Origin of the sequence: Sphingobium sp. SYK-6 (assembly GCF_000283515.1) — a bacterium.
Lineage (GTDB): Bacteria > Pseudomonadota > Alphaproteobacteria > Sphingomonadales > Sphingomonadaceae > Sphingobium > Sphingobium lignivorans.
Window position 1 is genome coordinate 2,835,026 of sequence record NC_015976.1, and the last position, 17,587, is coordinate 2,852,612.

Consider the following 17,587-nt stretch of genomic DNA (forward strand, 5'->3'; position numbering starts at 1 on the left):
GATGATCCGCCCGGTGCCATCGGCCGATCGCGACATGGAGATCGACGCCTGGACCACGCGCCTGCTCGATCAGGGCTATTGTGTCATTCCCGATGTCATGTCGCCCGGCACCATTGCGGCGCTCGACCAGGATCTTGCCGGGGACTTCGCAGACACGCCCTTTTGTCAGGGCGGCTTCTACGGCGCGCGGACACGGCGGTTTGGGCGCCTGCTCGCCCGTTCATCACATGCGGCAGCGCTGGTCATGAACCCGCTGGTCCTCGGCATTGCCGGACGCGTGCTGGGGCCATGGTGCGAGAACATCCAGCTCAACCTGACGCAGGCGATCGCCCTGCATCCGGGGGCGCTTGCGCAACTCCCGCACCGGGATCAGGACATGTGGCGGGGAACGCCCGGCGAAGTCGAATATCTGGTCAATGTGATGTGGCCGTTCACGCCGTATCGCGAGGAAAACGGTGCCACGCTTGTCTGGCCGCACAGCCACGGACAGCATGCGCTGCAGCCCGGGCCCGCCGGATCGCCGGTCACGGTCGAAATCGATCCCGGCGCGGCTCTGCTGTTCCTGGGCTCGACGCTGCACGGTGCCGGCGGCAACCGGAGCGACAGCGTGCGGCGCGGGACGATCGTGAGCTACTGTCTGGGCTGGCTCAAACCCTATGAGAATCAGTGGCTGGCCTATCCGCCTGCGATCGCGCGTCACTTTGCGCCCGACCTTGCCGCGCTTGTCGGATACCGGCAGCACCGTCCCAATCTCGGCAATTACGAAGGTCAGTGCCCGTCGGTGCTGCTGGCGGACAATCTTGCGGCTCATCTCGGGGCGGTCGACGCGTTGCGGCCCGACCAGCAGGCGCTGGTCGACGCCTATGTTGCCGGCCAGGAAGAATGCCGGTCGGCGGGAGAATGAGCCCCGGCGTCACATTCGAGCGCATTTACCGGGAGCTGAAACGCCAGCTTCGCGATGGCGTGCTCGCCCCGGGCGCGCCGGTCGAGCCGGCCGTCATCGGCCATGAACTTGGCGCAAGCATCACACCGGTCCGCGATGCGCTCCACCGTCTGACCGGCGAGCAGCTGGTGGAGACGCCGCAGCACAACGGGTTCCGGGTGCCCCGGCTCACCGAGATGGAGCTGCGCGATCTCTATGCCTGGAACGGACTGGTGATCGGGGTCGCCACGAGCCGGGCGAAAGTCGATATGGTCCGCGATATCCGCCCGCCGGAAGACGCAGAGACCATCGCCGGAAGAACCGCGGCCATGTTCCTGCGGATCGCTGCTGCAACCGGCAGTGGTGAAAATCTGCGGGCGGTCGGACAGCTCAACGACCGCCTGGCGCCCTTCCGGCGTGCCGAGCAGCAGGTGCTCGATGGACTGGCAGAGGAACTGGAGGAAATGACCGGACTGGCAGCCGCCATCGGACGGACCCGTCTGAACCGCGCTCTCGCGCGTTATCACCAGCGACGAACGACCGAAACGCCGCGCATCCTTGCGGCGACCCTCAACGCCCATGCCTGATCTGCTTTCACCAGGCACCGTTCGGGTGACATCCTGGTAGACGACCAGCTGAAGCATGCTCCTCTCCGGGAGGAGGCCGGTGGTATTTTTGTGCACCCAGGGATGCGAAGACGACGATCGCGGCGCTGACGAATCTGATTCCAGCATTTCGCGACCGAACCCCGGTTCGTCGCGAGCTGATCCTGGAACGACTCGTTCGTCGCGTCATTTCGAGCGGTGTGAAGATTGCGACCTACAATGTGAATGGGGTCAACGGCCGCCTCCCCGTCCTGCTTCGCTGGCTCCAGGAAGCCGGGCCAGATATCGTTTGTCTCCAGGAACTGAAGAGCCCTGATGAGCGCTTTCCGGCGCAGCCGATCCGTGAGCTGGGTTACGATGCGATCTGGCAGGGCCAGAAAAGCTGGAACGGCGTCGCGATTCTGAGCCGCGTCGGCGAGATTCACGAGACACGTCGCGGCCTTCCGGGCGATCCCGATGACCGTCACAGCCGCTATATCGAAGCAGCTGTCAACGGGATCCTGATCGGAGCGCTCTATCTCCCCAACGGCAACCCTCGCCCGGGACCTAAGTTCGATTACAAGCTGCGCTGGTTTGAGCGACTTATCGAGCACGCCAGAGGCCTGATCGAGACGGGCCTGCCCGTCATGCTGGCCGGGGACTTCAATGTGATGCCGACTGACCTCGACGTATACAAGCCGGAGCGCTGGCTCGACGACGCGCTGTTCGCACCCGACGTGAGAGCGGCCTATTCCCGGCTTCTGGATCAGGGCTGGACCGACGCGCTACGCTCGGTTCATCCCGGGGAGACGATCTACACTTTCTGGGATTATTTCCGGAATGCCTATGCCCGTAATGCAGGCTTGCGGATCGACCACCTTCTCCTCAGCCCAACGCTGTCGGATCGGCTTCTCGACGCGCAGGTCGACCGCCATGTCCGGGGCTGGGAAAAGACCAGCGATCATGCGCCGGTCTGGATCGAACTGGCGGACAAGGCATAGGCAGGCGACGCAGGCCCGGAGACTGACGATGGCGGTGATCGGCTGGAAACCCGATGTGATCGATCGCGCAGCGCTGCTGAACCGATTTCCGCCCATATGGCCCGATATCATCGCGGATCATGTGACATTCGGTGGCAAGCTGGCGAGCGGTCAGCTGCCGCCCTCAGTTGCAGCCCCGGATTGTCGGCCCCGCTGATGACGGCATCGGCCTGGAGGCCTGGTGGTTGCGATCGACGGGACGACCACCCGCATCGAGGGCAGCAGTTGTCATATAACCTGGTCTCCTGATCGTACCGCAGGGTGAACCGCGCCGGGTCTGCCGGAGGCATTGGGTGGTGAGACACGCTGCCATATCGATGTTGGCCGCGGCAGCATAATATTGTTCTTCGGCTTCGGCAGGAGGGATGTTGCCGATGGGCTCCAGCAGCCGACGATGGTTGAACCAGTCGACCCATTCGAGCGTGGCATATTCGACGGCTTCGAAGCTGCGCCATGGTCCACGCCTGTGGATCACCTCAGCCTTGTAAAGGTCATTGATCGTCTCGGCCAAAGCGTTGTCGTAGCTATCGCCGACGCTGCCGACCGAGGGTTCTATCCCGGCTTCGGCGAGGCGCTCGGTGTACTTGATGGAGACGTATTGCGACCCGCGATCGCTATGATGGATGAGGCCGCCCCGATGGGCCGGCCGACGATCGTGAAGCGCCTGCTCCAGAGCATCGAGCACGAAGCTGGCATGGGCCGTTCTGCTGGCCCGCCAACCGACAATCCGCCGAGCTTTGTCATAGCCCCTCTTTCTTGGCGTGAGTTTTAAGAGGCCTTGAAGTCGAGGCGTCATGCCGTGACCGCCTCGATTTATCGGCATTCTCAGATGCCCGTCGGCGCCTCGAACGTCACATCGCGCGCATGGTCAGACATGCCCTGCTCCCAAGTACTCCAGCCTGAATTCAACCCATAAGGCGCGCGTTCAAGCAAGGCGTCGATCTTGGAAATCAAGCCATTCTTCTCGATCTTGAAGATCTCCGCAATCTGCCATGTATGCGGTTGGACCGGCCCGGCGGTGACCGTTCGGCCATTGGCAGTGGTGAAAGTCCGCGTCGCGCCACCCGAATGATCGAAGAAAGCAAAAGCGAATACGAGGCCTCGTTCAGGATCAACGGCAACGAACCGGCGATCGCGAATACGATTGACGAACGCCATCAGCCCCGACTTGAATTGTTCGGTGCAACTCCACTGACCCGAATAACCGGTCGCCGTGGCGGGGTCGGGACGCTTTTCCCCGGCGGGCGTTGGCGCGAGCGTCGCTTGTTTTCCATTTTCATGACGCAGACAATCGGGCGTGAACGGATAATCCCCTTTTCCGTCATTCTTCTGAAGGCCGGTGAAATATTTGTTGGCCTGCGCGATTAACTGGTCGCGTGAAAGCCGTGCGCTTTGAGGGATCACCTCTACGAGCTTGGGATGAACCGCCATGCCATCCAGCCGGTTATAGCTCGCATTGTCGGTCTCGGCCGGATAGCGGAACACGATCTGTTCCACTTCCGTGATTTGCTGATCGCGCACGAGCAGACGCAGTGCAATGAACGAGCCGTTGAACTTGGCGGCGTCGCGATGATCCTCCTGGATAGTCCCGAAGAATGTGACTTGTCCGGCCGCGACGTCCGTGACGAACAGCTTATAGTTGCCGCGGGCTTTCATTGTGTTCCACAAGCCGTCGCCGACTAACAGGCGCTGGCCGTTTTCCGTGAAGCGCACATTCGGCGAGATCGGCACTGCGCTCGGCTGATTTGCCGCAACGGCATCGAGATAGCGACCGACAAAGCCTTCCAGGCACGCGCGCTCACACGGCGCTGCTGCTGGCGCGGGCGTGGTTGCGGGCGCAACACTCGTGCAGAGCAAGGCTGCAATAAGACCGGCGCAAACCCGTCCTCCACGCAAATTCAGTGATTGTGCGCGCATCATCCTCATCCTTCCCATGATCGTGTCGTCCGATAGAAGTGTTTATCGATTGGCTGATATGCCCTGTGCAGGAGTCGCGCGCTGGCGCGGCGGGGCGCTGGGTGTGACAACCGGGTTGGCGTCCTGGGCCGACCATTCGGGGATGGCCTGATTGTAGATGCGGCGACGCGCATACAGCCACTGGCCATCAACCTTGACGAGTTCGTCTTCGTAGTGGCCCCAGAAATCGACCGTGCCATAACCTGTCGGTCCGCTCGTCATATGGGTCCAGTAGGCCAGTCCGTGCGCCTTGTTCCCGTCGAGTTTGACGACGATATTTGAAATGATGTGGCGTCCTCCCTTCGGACGCTCCCCGGCAGGCGCCTTTGCGCGCGCTTCAGCAGTCCGTTTACGGCCTTCTTCAATAAATGCCGCGATCGCCTTGCGACCTTTGATCTCGCCAGCACCATAATCGAGAATGCCATCTTCGGCGAAGGTGGCTGCATAGCTCGCCGCGTCGTGCCAATCGAATGCAAACAAGTAGCGGCCATGAAGATCCTCAATCGCCGCACGATCATCCGCAGGGCTTGCAAGGGCTCCGCTGGAAATGACCACACCGCCAAGCATCGCCAACGCGATCATGAAATTGCCCGGCCGCCCCGTTCGAAACATGTCCGCTCTCCTCTTGTTTGATGCCTCGTTCCTTCGCGACACCATAAGGGCAATTATAGTCTCATTTGGGACCGGATTGCAAAATCTTTGCCGATGGTGAGCGGAAATTTTGCCGGGTTTGGAGAAGCGCCATTGCGCGCGGGATTCAAGGCGCAATCAGCAGCATTCAGTCCGCCAGCGGCTCGTGAGTACCTCGAGAAAAGCGGCGAACAACATTTTCGAGAATGCGACTCACGGGGCCGCCGAACGCGCCATTGCACCAGAGGCTCCCGTTGAAACTTATGGAAGAGGCGGCAAACACAGCGCCGCCGCCCTCGGTAACGAAATAGGTCATGTCACCCCGCACGAGTGCTCCGGCATCCTCGCCGGTAAGCGCTTGAGGGGGAAAGCGCATGTCCTCCATGAGCGGCAGGAAGCCCGCCTGTAGGCCTTCAGACCGAGCGATGACGACTGCCCCGTCCGGTGTGCCCAGTCGCGTGTCAGCACGGTCAAGTTCGTAACCTGCGGCGCCTCCGGAATTGAGGCCGCAATCCCCGAAAACTTCGCCGTCCACGCCCTCGAATATCCACGAAACTGCCGGGTGGCGAGACTCGTCGGTGCGCCGGAACCATGCAGATTCATATCGACCCTGCGTCGAGAATCCGGTCAAAACAAGCTGCTGTGGATCACGCCGGTTGCGCTTCCATAGGCCTCCGAACTTGCCATCGAGCGCATGATAATATTCGCCGGGCTCGGCTGCCCAGGCGCGTACGCCATTTTCAGCGCGACGAACCTCGAGGGCCCATGGCAGCGACGGGTTTCGGCCGATCCGCCAATAAAAGCCGTTGCCACCAAGATAGCAAAGGCGCCCGCCCCTCTGCACATGCGCTTGCAAGGCATCGAGCGTTTCGGCGGTATGATATTCCGGATGGCCGCCCGTCAACACCACCCGATATCCGCCGAGCAGCGCGACTCCTTCCTCATGGAGATCTTCGTCCGTTATCACGTCAAACTCGATCTCCCGCGCCTCCAGCCAGCCGAGCAGGTGCGAATCCGAGGCGTAGTGGCGCACACCTGACCCGCCCTCGGCCCTGTCCTTGAAAGTGAGGAACCCTGGCCGCATCGTCAGGATCGGCCGCGCTCTCGAGGCATAGGCGATACCCGATCCGTCCGGGTGATGATTGTACGTGCAGCGGCCATAGATCGGAAAGTCATCAGGCGTATGAGGGTAAGCCCCCCATTCTGCTATCCGGGCGCGCAGCGCGTCATCGGTCCAGCCAATCGCATGGTTGCCATAGGCCTGATAGGTGAAGGTGGGCGCGAGAAACACCACGTTCGCGCGCGGCCCGTCACGCGGGGCGAGCACATAAAAGGGCAGCCAATCCTCACCATCCTCGCAGCGGAGATGGAGCGCATAGGATCCGCTCTTCAGCCCCTCGGGAACCGCGAATGCGAAGCTTTGCGCCCAGCCGCAATCACCCAGATCATCTTCGTGGAACCTGATCGCGGCATAATGGCCAGGAGCATGCCGCCAGCTCTGCTCGGCGCCAGTCCAGCGTGCACCGACCACGCCGCGCATGGGCAGATTGACGAGCGTCCCGTCGCAGCCTTGCCCGCCGACGCTCACAATCTGCTGCGTATCAATCCCGATCCCGAGATCCCAGCCACAGATGAGGCGATTGCCAAGCTCCTCAAGCGATTCAAGCGGGCGGGGCCATTCTGCGCGGAACGAGGCGAGAATGGCCGGGTCCTCGATCTTCCCGTTGAAAGTCTCCTCCTGTCCGCCGGGTCTGGCCGCCGCGAGCCGCACGAGACCTCGACCAGGCATCGAGGCGTGAACCACCTCCACCTCATTGGAACCGCTCTGGGCTGGCTCATAAAGATGAGCGGGCGTATGGAAGCCAACGAGCAGCCGGCCCGACCCGAGGTCGAGACTGGCCCAGATACGGTGCCAGCGATCATGGCGCAGCCGCCCCGCGACCTCAGCAACGAAGACCCCCTGCCCCGTGTCCAGCCGCGCCTCAACCTTTCCGCTTCCGATGCTCAACGTAAGCTTGGCCGCCGCACCCGCATGATGAAGCACGACGCGCGGCGCAGATTGCGCCATTGAGGGCATGACGAGCGCTGTCCAGCAGGCGGCATCGGTGATGATGCCGGGCCCCGGCGCTTCGGCAAAGGAGCCGAGACGGATCGGCTGGCGATGCCCCAGCTGCTCGGTCTGGTACAGGGATGACAAATCCTCGAACTGCAACCCTGGTCCGGCAGGGTTGGGATCAGCCGAGATGACCCGCACCAGCCGCACCTGATAGCGTCCCCCACGCCGAACGCTGATCCGCGCCTCAAGCTGCTCACCAGGACGTGCAGAGAGGCGGTTAAGATACCCTGTGATCGGCAGCTCGTTCATCGCTCTCTCCGGGGGCGCTGGTCGGCAGGATCAGCCAGGCTCAAATCCTTGCGGATAATCGATGTAACCGAGCGGAATGATTTTGGCGCCAACGGGCCGACTGACGATCCCGCCCTCCGTCCCGCCAAATAGCTGGCCGACATTACGACCTTGGGCGAAATCCATCAGCAATGTCAGTTCGATGGAGCCGCCATCGTGCAGCGCGAGAAGAAAGAGCTCATCGCCGACCTTGCACGTACTCACGGCCTCGATCCCAACCTCCGTCCTCAGCACATCGAAGCGGGGATCGCTCGGTAAGATCAGCCATTGCCACAGGATTGCCCGCGAATTGACGTACACATGTTCCAGCGCGGCTTCTTCACTATATTGGCAGTAAGCGCGCCTGCCGATCAGTTCGCGGCTCTCCGCTATTGGCAGATAATCGACAGTGCTGCCCGCGATCCGCGCCGGACGGACCAGGCGGCGCATCGCGCTTTCACCTTCGATCAATTGGTCCCAGACCGTAATTGCACGCCCCTGCTCGCGGTCAATCACATGCGTGAGGCCGAGTTTGCGCTCCGCCTCGGCGATATGAACGAAGAAGATGCCTGGGCGAACCTCAACCGCATCATAAGGGGCGCCTCCAGAGGCGGGCTCCGCCGCTCCGCTCATCTCCCATGTCACCCTGTCGATCCCGAACCGGAGGATAAGGGCAGCGCCATCGTCATGGTCGAGCTGGATGTCCTGCCCGGCCAGTATCGTGGTCGATTCCTGGCGGTTCTTGCCCAGGTCCATGTCGCGCACCATGGGCGGGACCGGACGGATCGGTGCGACTTCGTACATGACAATTCCTCTCCCGCGCTGGGGCAGGAATAGTCCCAAATGAGATTATGTCAACTCAACGTGCATGCCAGTGGGCGAGGATTTTCATCAGCAGATCGTCCAGCTTGGCCAAATCGCGTCGCGACAAAAAGCCGAATATCTCCTCTTCTCGCTCCCGGAACAGCTTCATTGCCTGCATGTAAAGCGCGCGACCCTCGTCGGTCACGTCGAGCACCATATAACGGCGATCCTCTTCGCTCGGTCGCGCGGTAATGAGCTTGTTGGCCGTGAGCTTGATCACCCCGCGACTGATGCTGTTCTTCGGTCGCCCGCTCATCGCGCAGATCACATTCGCGGTCATCTCTCCATAGTCGGACAGATAGCCAAGAATGGTGAACTCGTCACGAAGCAGACCATGGTCCTGGGCAAGCGCTGCAAAGGCCTCCGCTGAATAATAATTGCCGATGAGGATCATGCGAAGCCCGAACCAGTCTCCGCCCTCCCCCAGCACGCGCTGGCGAAGCTCTGCAGGAATGCGGTCGATTGCCCCTGTGGATATCTTTCGCCCCAAGTCCGTTCCGCCCTCAATTTCCAATCGCAAGACGTCTGTTCGTGCACGTTCAGGAAGCCCGGCTAGCCGATGTGAACGGCGGGGGTCAACTGCCCAACTTGACAGTCCCGTTTGGGACCATCACTATTGCGGTGAGGAGAATGCTTGATGCACTATAACCGCGATGATCTTGAACAACTCGGTATGCGATATCTCGATGGGCTGATCGCGCGTGACCCCGGCAACTTACCTCTTCACCCAGAGTTCCGCCTCACAGAAAATGGGCAAGAGCTGACGCTGGGCGATGGGCTGTGGGGCACCGCGAATGGCACCGGCCGCTATCAGCATATTGTCATCGATCGCGAAACGGGCGGCATCGCGATGACGGCGGTGATACTTGAAAATGACCGACCTGTGATCGCCGGAATTCGCCTTGCATTGCGCGGCGATCGCATTGCCGAGGCGGAAATGGTGATCTCGCGCACCGACATCCTGTTCTACAAGGATGGCCCAAAAAAGTTGGCTGCCATGGGCAAGCCCCTCCCCATCTGGAAGGAAGTGCCTCCGGAGCAGGACCGCATGTCGCGGGAGGCGCTCGCCGCTCTGGCCGATTCCTACTTCCGCACGCTCGAGCGCAACGACGGGCATTTCATTGCTCCATTTGAGGAGGGATGCCGTCGGCTCGACAATGGCGTCTATGCCACGCAGGCGCCAGAGTTCGACAAGGAGGGCTCGCCACCCTTTTATGGCCTCGGCCCGGCAGAACAGTTCGCTCTTGGCTATTTCGTGTTCGTGACGCAGGTGCGTGATCGGCGCTTTCCGGTTATCGACACAGAGCGCGGCGTTGTGGCCAGCCTGCCCTTCCTCGATCATGCAGGAACCGTCCACGAAGCAAAGCTGACCGACGGCCGCACCGTGCCGATCAGCGTGCGACAGCCCTATTCCTGGCAAATCTTTGAACTGTTCAAACTACGGCGCGGCAAGATCGCGCAAATAGAAGTTGTGCTCAATATGGTGCCTTATGGCATGAGATCGGGCTGGTGAACCGCAGCTGCCCTTGATCTGTCGCTTGGCGCGAGGGGCTTGGCTCGCGCACACCCGCATTTATCTTAGGCCTCGGCAAACCGGACCTTCGTGACGACCCATCCATCATCATGTTTGGCCAATGTCGTAATCAGCACACGGCGCTCGGTCTGGCGCATGCAACGATTGCCTTGCGCCAAGGCCATTTGCGCGAATGTGCAATCTGCCTCCAGCGTCGACGCAGACTCGACGACACAGGGCTGACGGGCGATGGCACTGCGGCCATCGTCTGCAATCTGGATCGCGAGGGGCTGGGCATCATGGTCTGGGGTCACCGCGCTCGCGCCATCAAGATGCGTCACGGCCCCTGCGGTGTCGCGCAGCCAGCGCTCATGCACTTTGCGCACGGCCGCCTCGTCCTCCAATTGCGCCAGCCGCACAGCAGCGCCGTCGTCGGCGAGCGCGGCAGTGGGCACGGTGATGAGCGGCATTGCGATGAACGCGCTGCTTTTCAGGAATGAGCGGCGGGATGCAGTGGTGTCGGTGGTCATGCGTCGCTCCTCTTTGTCTTTTGCGCGTAGAACCGGTCGAGGTCCAACTTGCCAGCGTGGCGCGAATGCGCACCGATGGGGCCAAGGCTCAGCCCCTTCTCGTCACAATGATAGCCGATGCCGGCGTCATGCATGGTGCGCATGTTGATCAGGAAGGTGCCCATCGACCCGTTGCACGCTTCTTCAAGCCAATGCGCAAAATAGATCTGATCGCGAATTTTCACGAAATCCCCCGAACCGCTCCACTCCATTCCCCCCGCGTTTTCATCGGTGAAGATGATCCAGGAGACAGTGCGCGGTGTCGAATAGAGGTGCATCGACGTGAGGCCGGGCGCGTAATTCCACGTCAACGCACGACCGAGCAATTCATTGGTTCGCTCATGACGTCTGAACTTGGGCGGCTGGATCCCCTCCCCTTCCACCGTGCCGAACAGCGTCCGGGCGGCAGCCTCATTGGCGATATAGGGTGTATTGACGTAGCCGTTGAAACAGGTGGCCAGCCCCGCATCGAGATCGATCACGGTCGAATGGCAGTCGTGGTTCGGCGCGCCTTCCAGCAGATGGCCGAAAATATACAAGCCCGGCGCGGATTCCCAAGCATTGTAGCGGGCAGTGATCCAGTTTACCTCCCCCACATAGCGCCATCGCAAACGATCGGCCTCATCAAAGCGATATTCGATGGAGGGGCCATTGTCGTAACGGACGGTCAGCGCCTTGCCCGTCAGCTTGTCCGTGGGGGGATTGCCGTTTTTTGCCATTTGGCTCGGCTTGTCGAACACCAGCTTCGTCTTCGCCGCTTCATCGACCTGTGCCTTGGTGAGCGTCTTCCAGGTGCGCAAAGGACGATACACGCGGCGCGCGCCTTTACCAGGCTCATCCGGGGGCACGACATTCCCCCTTGTATCGCCGAATTTCTCAAACTGGGCGAGCTGACCAAGCCATTCGCCCTGGCCGCGGAACATGTAATATTCCAGCTTGTCGCGCTGATCGAAGCCTAATCGAAATCCAATCTGCTCAATCCGGTTCACATCCATCACGTAAAGGGTGAAGATCCCCGAGAACTCGCACTCGGTGCGTGTGTAGATATAGGCTTCTTCGGACAGGCGGATATAATCGGAGGGTCCGCAAAATCCCAGTTCGCCGCCTGTGCGGGTGAGTTCCACGAAATGAGAATAGGCCGCGCTCGGATAAAATTCGAGCGTCTCTATGCCATTGTCCTGCGTCCAGTGATAGGCCTTCCCTTCAACGCGATTGGTCGCTGCGTGGCGAGCGGCTGGCGGGCCGCTACCCGCAACATCGACATAACCGTGGTAGATTTCGCGCATCACCTCGCGCTTGTCGACAAACCCGCCGAACCAGACCTCAAACACCGTCGCAAGATTGGTGGCTTGGTCGATGATCACAGCAAAGCCGCGCTCACTGTTCGGGATCAGGTGAGTGAGCACGACAATCTCGTCCAGTGCGAGTGCCCCATAGCCTGCAGTCACGGCCTTGGCGCCATTCTCCGCAACCGTCAGCCTGTCTGCGCCGGTAAAACGATAATTGAGCGTGAGCCCCTTGTCGGTCACGATGCGCAACTGCTTGCCCGCGAGCAGATCGGGCCTCTTGCCGTGGCTCGCCGGCCCCGTCTCAGCCACTGGCCGGAGTGCTGACAGGATCTGGGCGTCGCTGAGCTTGGTCCACGGAATGCGGTTATATTGTTCCTTGGGATAGGGTGTGCCCGCCATCCGAATTCTCCCTTGCAGTCTCTGTTATCTGGACGTCACCCTCGTTCAGCCGCGCGGCGGATTGGGGATGGGCTTGACCGGGAAACCGCAGTTGAGCGTCTTGCAGACCGTGATGGTATGCACATAGCGAAGCAGGCCATTTTCAACCCGGAACAGGTGGCTGTCGGGCAGGCTGCTGTTGCCGAAGCGCAGCAACACGACGACCGAGCCAAGATCCTGGTCGACAAGATAGCGACGGTCGACCAGCGGCGTGTTCTTAGGCACACCAACGGCGCAGCTATCCTCTTTGCTTACCACGCCGGGCGCGCCCTTGGCGGTATAGATGCCTCCCTCCAGTCGCGCGCATGGACTGCCCCACGGCACTCTGACCGTCGGGTCGTTGAAGAGGTTGAGATAGGCATCGGCGGCGGCGATGATTGTCTCGCGGTTGTCCTGCTTCTCCGTGGGGATCATGTCCCACTTCTCTGCCCGTGAATAAGCCAGCGTGTTGGACGCCTTGAACAGCCAGTCATCCGCATCCGTAACCAGTGTTTCTATTTCGCGGACCAGATCGCCCGTGAGCTTGATCCGCGTGCCCAGCACATAGGGATGCGCTGGATCGGTGATGATCACTTCCACGAAGCTTTCACAGCCCTGGGTGTCATGAATCGCGCGATGAAAATCTATTTTCTGCGGTTTGTTGAGCAGAGCAGCGGCAAGCGTGATGGGCTCCATCTGCTCCTGAAGCTTGGCATCGGGAGCCAGCTTGATCAGGCTGGGATTTCCCGCCTGCTGAGCTGCCACATAGGATTGGGTTGCTTCCTCCAGGGCCGTGCGTGTGCAGCTTTGCTGCGCCATCGCAGGCATGGCGGTGAGAGCAATACAAGATCCGAGCGCCAGACCGGCTATCTTTCTCAGCATTCCCATCCCTTCCGTAATTGAACATGTCCATCCTGCGCATGATGTTGACGATCCGCAGGCTGCATCTTGTGAGAAATTGGCGAGCGCAGATTGCGCGCTCGCCAGAGTGAAAATCGGACTGCCTACAGTTGCACCCGCACGCCGACGGTGAAGGAGCGCCCGATCTGGTCGTAAAGGAAGGTATTCGTGGGCCGCGTCGCGAACACGAAGAAATTCCCGGCATTGCCCGGAGGATCCTGATCGAGCAGATTGTTCACTGTCGCGAATATCTGGAACTTCCGGCCATTCTCGGTTGTGATATCCTGCGTCAGGCTCAGGTCCGTGTAAGTAATTGCCGGAACATGATTATCATCGATGGTCACGCCTTCCACGAACGTCGCGTCATATGTGCCGGCGCCGATAATCCGCTCGTCCACACTCGCGGTGAAACCGCCGAATTTGAGCGTGGCATTGATGTTGAAGGTCCACTTCGGCACACCGCCATCGACACCGACCTGACCTGCGCGATTCACGACCGTCGACCCCGGAATGAGCGTCGAAAGCTCGAACACGCGCGATGCAATGGCCCTGAGGCCAAGCGAACCGCTCCCCAGCTCGGTGCGATAGCTGCCTTCGATATCCAGGCCACGCGTTTTCAGGCGATTGATGTTGAGGAAGCCATTATCGACCCGGAACAGAACGCCATTGGGCGCGCGTTCGAGCCTTGGGCACAATGCCGTGGCACCTCGGAAGCACTGATCGATGATGTTCTGGACGCCAAGCTGTCCGATCGCATCATCAATCTGCACCGTATAATAATCAGCCGATATGTTGAGTCCGGGAATGAAGGAAGGCGTGAATACACCGCCGACAGTGAGCGTGTCGGCCACTTCCGGCTTAAGCGCGGTCGAGCCATTTGCCTGGCTGACGACCACTGGTGTTTCATTGTTGCGAAACGGGTCGACCGCGGCGGACGCCCCCGCAGCGGATGTCGAAAACAGCTCGCGCAAGTTTGGCGCACGGATATCACGCGACCGGGTCGCGCGGAAGCGGATATCATCGATCGGCTGCCAGTTGAGCCCGACCTTCCAGGTGTTGACGCCGCCGCTGGTGCTGTAGCTCGTGTGCCGACCAGCAAGGTTCAGGTCCAGCTTCTGCGCGAATGGCACTCCATCGGCGAGCGGGATCAGCGCTTCGCCGAAGACTTCCCACAAATCATATCCGCCCACAATCGGGCGTTGATTTGAGAGGAAATAGGCGCCGAACGTGCTGGTGGCATAACGCGTATTCGCCACGCCGCGCGGCTGACCGTTCGGGAATTTGAGCCCGTCCGAACCCGGGTCAACAGTCCGATTGACCGATTCCTTTCGATAGCCGCCGCCAACGGCGATCGCGACGTCGCCCGCCCAGGTCGCAAAGGGCGTACCGCTCAGGACGATTTCGGCCACATGCTGCTTGGTGCGTTCGAAGGTCCGCGATCCGGTTCCCCCGTAAGGGCTGGACCGGATATAGTCGATGGCGGCCTGCGACGCGGCGTCTGGGCCGAACACGTTGAACGGCACACAGCCCTGCACGGCTGGCACCGTCAACGAGCGATTGCAAACGATGTTGCCTGTCACAGGATCGCGGACCGCATCGACCGCATCGAACACGCGTTCGATCGTCAGATTGCCTTCCGCGCGGATCGTCTGGAGGTTGGTACCGTAGCCATAATGGCCATCGAGGCTCCAATCGCCACCGACCTTCGCTTTGAAGCCGCCAGAAAAGCGCACCGTTTCGCTCTCGCCAAGGTTCCGTAACAGACCGGTCTGGCGCATGGTATGACCCAACGTAAATTGGGTGATGCCCGCCGCATCCATCTGCGCCGCCACGGATGGCGGAAGGAAGGCGTTGTCGCGATAAATGGTGAGCGCCGTATTGCCGTAAAAGCCCATCAACGTGCCGCCAAACTTGGCGAGGCTGTTGCCGTAGAGCGCGTCGGCATAGAGATCGATGGAATCACTCGCTTCGTAAAGCGCATGGGCATAGGCCGTCTTGCGTTCGATCGCCGCAACCGGTGTAAAGTCGAGCCCCTGATCCTCTCCGCTGCCGCCGACCATCTGACTTGGCGTCAGCGGATTTCCGAACGTGAATGGCTGCGGCACGCCGCCAGGGCCGAACTGGATTCCGCGCAAGGGGCCGGAAACGATCAGGCCGCCATCCGCCTCGAGCGGCGTCTTGAGGTTGCAGGTGCGCACGCGCAGCGGCGTCTGACCCGCAAGCACCAGCGGCGCGCAGGACTGGAACCAGTCGCGATCGCGATAGTCCCGCACGCCAGATTGCATGAAATAACTGCCGCTCGCGACAATGTGCAGCCGCTCGCCGACATTGGCGCCAACCGTCAGCGAGATTTTCTGGGTCTCATTGTCGCCGCGCTGCGTAATGCCCGCCTGCGCTGCAGCCTTTATGCCCTTGAACCTTGTATCGAGCACGAAGTTGACAACGCCGGCCACAGCGTCCGATCCGTAAGCGGCAGAGGCGCCGCCGGTGACGATGTCAACGCGCTGCACCAGCTCTTCCGGCAAGATCGACACATCGACGATGCCATCGGATGTGCTCGGCGTAACCCGGCGCCCGTCCAGTAGGATCAGGCTGCGCTGTGCGCCAAGCGAGCGCAGGTTGAGCTGGGTCGCCGCACCGCTCTCAGGCGCAAACTGCGACGTCGTTGGACGCACCGAGTTGGCGAACTGCGGCAGCTTGTTGAGTGCTTCGCCAATCGTCGAGGGTGTGCTGGTAAGAAGCTGCTGCGCCGCTACGACCGTGACCGGCGAGGGCGCGGAAAAGCCATCGCTGATCACGCGCGAGCCGGTGACGACGATGTCGTTATTGCCGCCCTCGATCGATGCGCCAGCGGCAGCCGAATTGGTGCTGCCCCCAACAGCAGGATCGGTGGCTTCTTGTGCAAACGCCGCGGACGGCATGACGCAGACCAGCACCGTCGAGAAAAGCGCGGCAGAGCTCAACAGATAGTGACGAAAAAAACGCTGTGATTGTACGGCCATTCAGACCTCCCCTTTTTGGAGCTGTCCCGCTCCATCCCATGTTTATGTCGCAAATTTAGCTTGAGGATGGCTCACGGCGGGGCGCGCTTTCGTCACCCTCGCGACGCGGGTTCATCCGCACAACGATCACTGTACGATGGCTCAGTATCCGTCCCATATGAGACGATCATTTGATGCCTGTGTCAACTGGCTTGCGGTGGACGATCTCCGATAGATGCCAAGTTATTTGTCCCAGACATCCGAATGCATGCCGTAAGGGACGGTATTGATGACAGCCTCGATCTGATCATGCTTGCCTGCATCGATCTGAAAGAGCTCTGCCACCTGAAACGTCAGAGGAGCGCGGAAGGGTGATGGCACGGTGAGGCCATTGGTCAGCACCAGATCCTTCACTACACCCGTATGATCCCAATAAGAAAAGCTCAGGACCAGCCCGCGCTGACGATCCACGACCGGATAGCGCCGATTCCTGATGCCTGTCACAAAAGCATAGAAGCCACTGAGTTGCTGGCCCTCGCAACTCAATGTCAGCGCGTCAAACCGCTCGCGGCCCGGCCTCACCGTCTTCAGATTTGTGGTCTGTCCGCCATTCTCAATGCGCTCACAGCCCTTTGCAAAAGGAGCGCTGGTCTTGCCCGTGCTCCCTTGGAGATTGGCGAAATAGGCATCTGCGACACGCAGAAGCTCTTCGCGTGACATGCGCTGGCGCTCCGGCACGTTGCGCTCGAACTGCGGGCGCGGCGTACCGATCTCCTCGATTTTCGCGCCAGGCGATGTAACGGAGAGACCGGCCGCTCCCCCGCGCGCGACCACCGTTTCGATCTCACCGATCTTCTGCTCGCGTACGCCGATGCGGAGGGCGATATAGACGGGTCGCCCGTCCTCCATCATGGTCCCGACGAAGCCCGCCTGGCCGGTCTCAGCATCGATGGCGGTGATGCGATAGCGACCGCGCGCATTGGCCGTCCCCCATAGCCCGTCCCATAATGCGCGCTCAACGCCATTCTCGGTCGCCTTCACATCGCCGGCGAGCGGGAGCCGGCTGATGTCGTTCGCTGCCATTGCATCGAGCGTCTGATCGAGCAGCGCTTCGAGGCAACCACGATCGCATGAGACCGGAACTGAATAGGATGCAGGGTTGCTCTTGGCCGCGACGCCAGAGACAGCGAGGCATAGCGCGGCAGTCGTGGCAGGAATGCGGGCTGACATCGCCTTACCCCGCCCGACTGAAGAACAGCCCGCGGCTTGGCAGCGCAGCAGGGATCGTGATGCCCGCCTTCAACCCCATCAGGTCATCGGCAAGGCCGCTCAAATGCTCCATCGCGCGCGCCTCGGAGAACCTGAAGAGCTCTTCTTGAAGCGACGACGGCAGGGCACATGCGGCCACCGACAGTCGCTCGATCCATGTTCGTCGAGACATCCCACTCTCCCGGCAACGCTGGGAGACTTGCAGCGCGCCATAGCAATTTCTTATTTTCTAACGCTGTTAGCCTAACGACGATAGGGCAGGTGTCAACC

14 protein-coding genes and 1 pseudogene are annotated in these 17,587 nt (G+C 60.9%); 4 read left to right on the forward strand and 11 right to left on the reverse strand.

Going from position 1 to position 17,587, the window contains the following annotated elements; translation table 11 throughout:
* Position 1 precedes the first annotated feature (1 nt).
* The 3 genes from SLG_RS13020 (at position 2) to xth (ending at position 2,507) form a co-directional block, all read left to right on the forward strand.
* On the forward strand, positions 2–904 hold the full coding sequence (locus tag SLG_RS13020; protein WP_443018058.1) for a phytanoyl-CoA dioxygenase family protein: 903 nt from the start codon (positions 2–4) through the stop codon (positions 902–904).
* Positions 901–1,509, forward strand: coding sequence for a GntR family transcriptional regulator (locus tag SLG_RS13025; RefSeq protein WP_051003759.1), 609 nt, complete (start codon positions 901–903; stop codon positions 1,507–1,509). Before SLG_RS13020 ends, SLG_RS13025 begins: the two co-directional genes overlap by 4 nt.
* 218 nt (positions 1,510–1,727) lie before the next feature.
* Entirely contained in the window at positions 1,728–2,507 is a 780-nt protein-coding gene (gene xth / locus SLG_RS13030) for an exodeoxyribonuclease III (RefSeq protein WP_014076948.1), read from the forward strand.
* A 343-nt stretch (positions 2,508–2,850) separates the two neighbouring features.
* Here xth and SLG_RS20950 read toward each other — a convergent pair.
* From SLG_RS20950 to SLG_RS20445, 6 genes and pseudogenes are all read right to left on the reverse strand, one after another.
* Positions 2,851–3,282: pseudogene (locus tag SLG_RS20950) on the reverse strand (DDE-type integrase/transposase/recombinase); the annotation flags it as partial.
* An 89-nt stretch (positions 3,283–3,371) separates the two neighbouring features.
* Positions 3,372–4,466 (reverse strand): hypothetical protein, encoded by a 1,095-nt coding sequence (locus SLG_RS13040; RefSeq protein WP_148276587.1) that lies wholly within the window; start codon positions 4,464–4,466, stop codon positions 3,372–3,374.
* Positions 4,467–4,505: 39 nt separating this feature from the next.
* Positions 4,506–5,114 (reverse strand): nuclear transport factor 2 family protein, encoded by a 609-nt coding sequence (locus tag SLG_RS13045; RefSeq protein WP_014076951.1) that lies wholly within the window; start codon positions 5,112–5,114, stop codon positions 4,506–4,508.
* 166 nt (positions 5,115–5,280) lie between these two features.
* A complete protein-coding gene (locus tag SLG_RS13050; protein WP_014076952.1) occupies positions 5,281–7,497 on the reverse strand; it encodes a N,N-dimethylformamidase beta subunit family domain-containing protein in 2,217 nt (738 codons plus the stop codon).
* Between the two features lie 30 nt (positions 7,498–7,527).
* Positions 7,528–8,283 carry a MoaF N-terminal domain-containing protein gene (locus SLG_RS20440; protein WP_158512721.1) on the reverse strand — a complete coding sequence of 252 codons (756 nt, stop codon included), beginning with the start codon at positions 8,281–8,283 and terminating at the stop codon, positions 7,528–7,530.
* A gap of 91 nt (positions 8,284–8,374) precedes the next feature.
* The gene (locus SLG_RS20445) at positions 8,375–8,893 is read right to left on the reverse strand and encodes a MarR family winged helix-turn-helix transcriptional regulator (protein ID WP_158512722.1); all 519 of its coding nucleotides are present in this window, start codon (positions 8,891–8,893) and stop codon (positions 8,375–8,377) included.
* Positions 8,894–9,016: 123 nt separating this feature from the next.
* On the opposite strand from SLG_RS20445, the gene SLG_RS13065 reads away from it, so the two are divergent.
* On the forward strand, positions 9,017–9,892 hold the full coding sequence (locus SLG_RS13065; RefSeq protein WP_014076955.1) for a hypothetical protein: 876 nt from the start codon (positions 9,017–9,019) through the stop codon (positions 9,890–9,892).
* Between the two features lie 65 nt (positions 9,893–9,957).
* Here the strand turns inward: SLG_RS13065 and SLG_RS13070 are convergent, their stop codons facing one another.
* From SLG_RS13070 to SLG_RS13090, 5 genes are all read right to left on the reverse strand, one after another.
* The gene (locus SLG_RS13070) at positions 9,958–10,422 is read right to left on the reverse strand and encodes a hypothetical protein (protein ID WP_014076956.1); all 465 of its coding nucleotides are present in this window, start codon (positions 10,420–10,422) and stop codon (positions 9,958–9,960) included.
* A complete protein-coding gene (locus SLG_RS13075; RefSeq protein WP_014076957.1) occupies positions 10,419–12,149 on the reverse strand; it encodes a MoaF N-terminal domain-containing protein in 1,731 nt (576 codons plus the stop codon). Before SLG_RS13075 ends, SLG_RS13070 begins: the two co-directional genes overlap by 4 nt.
* A 45-nt stretch (positions 12,150–12,194) precedes the next feature.
* Positions 12,195–13,049, reverse strand: a complete 855-nt coding sequence (locus SLG_RS13080; RefSeq protein ID WP_148276588.1) for a hypothetical protein — start codon at positions 13,047–13,049, stop codon at positions 12,195–12,197.
* Between the two features lie 122 nt (positions 13,050–13,171).
* Positions 13,172–16,069: a TonB-dependent receptor plug domain-containing protein gene (locus SLG_RS13085; protein WP_014076959.1), complete on the reverse strand. Its 2,898-nt coding sequence runs from the start codon at positions 16,067–16,069 to the stop codon at positions 13,172–13,174.
* A 222-nt stretch (positions 16,070–16,291) separates the two neighbouring features.
* Positions 16,292–17,278, reverse strand: a complete 987-nt coding sequence (locus SLG_RS13090) for a hypothetical protein (RefSeq protein WP_014076960.1) — start codon at positions 17,276–17,278, stop codon at positions 16,292–16,294.
* Positions 17,279–17,587: the final 309 nt, after the last annotated feature.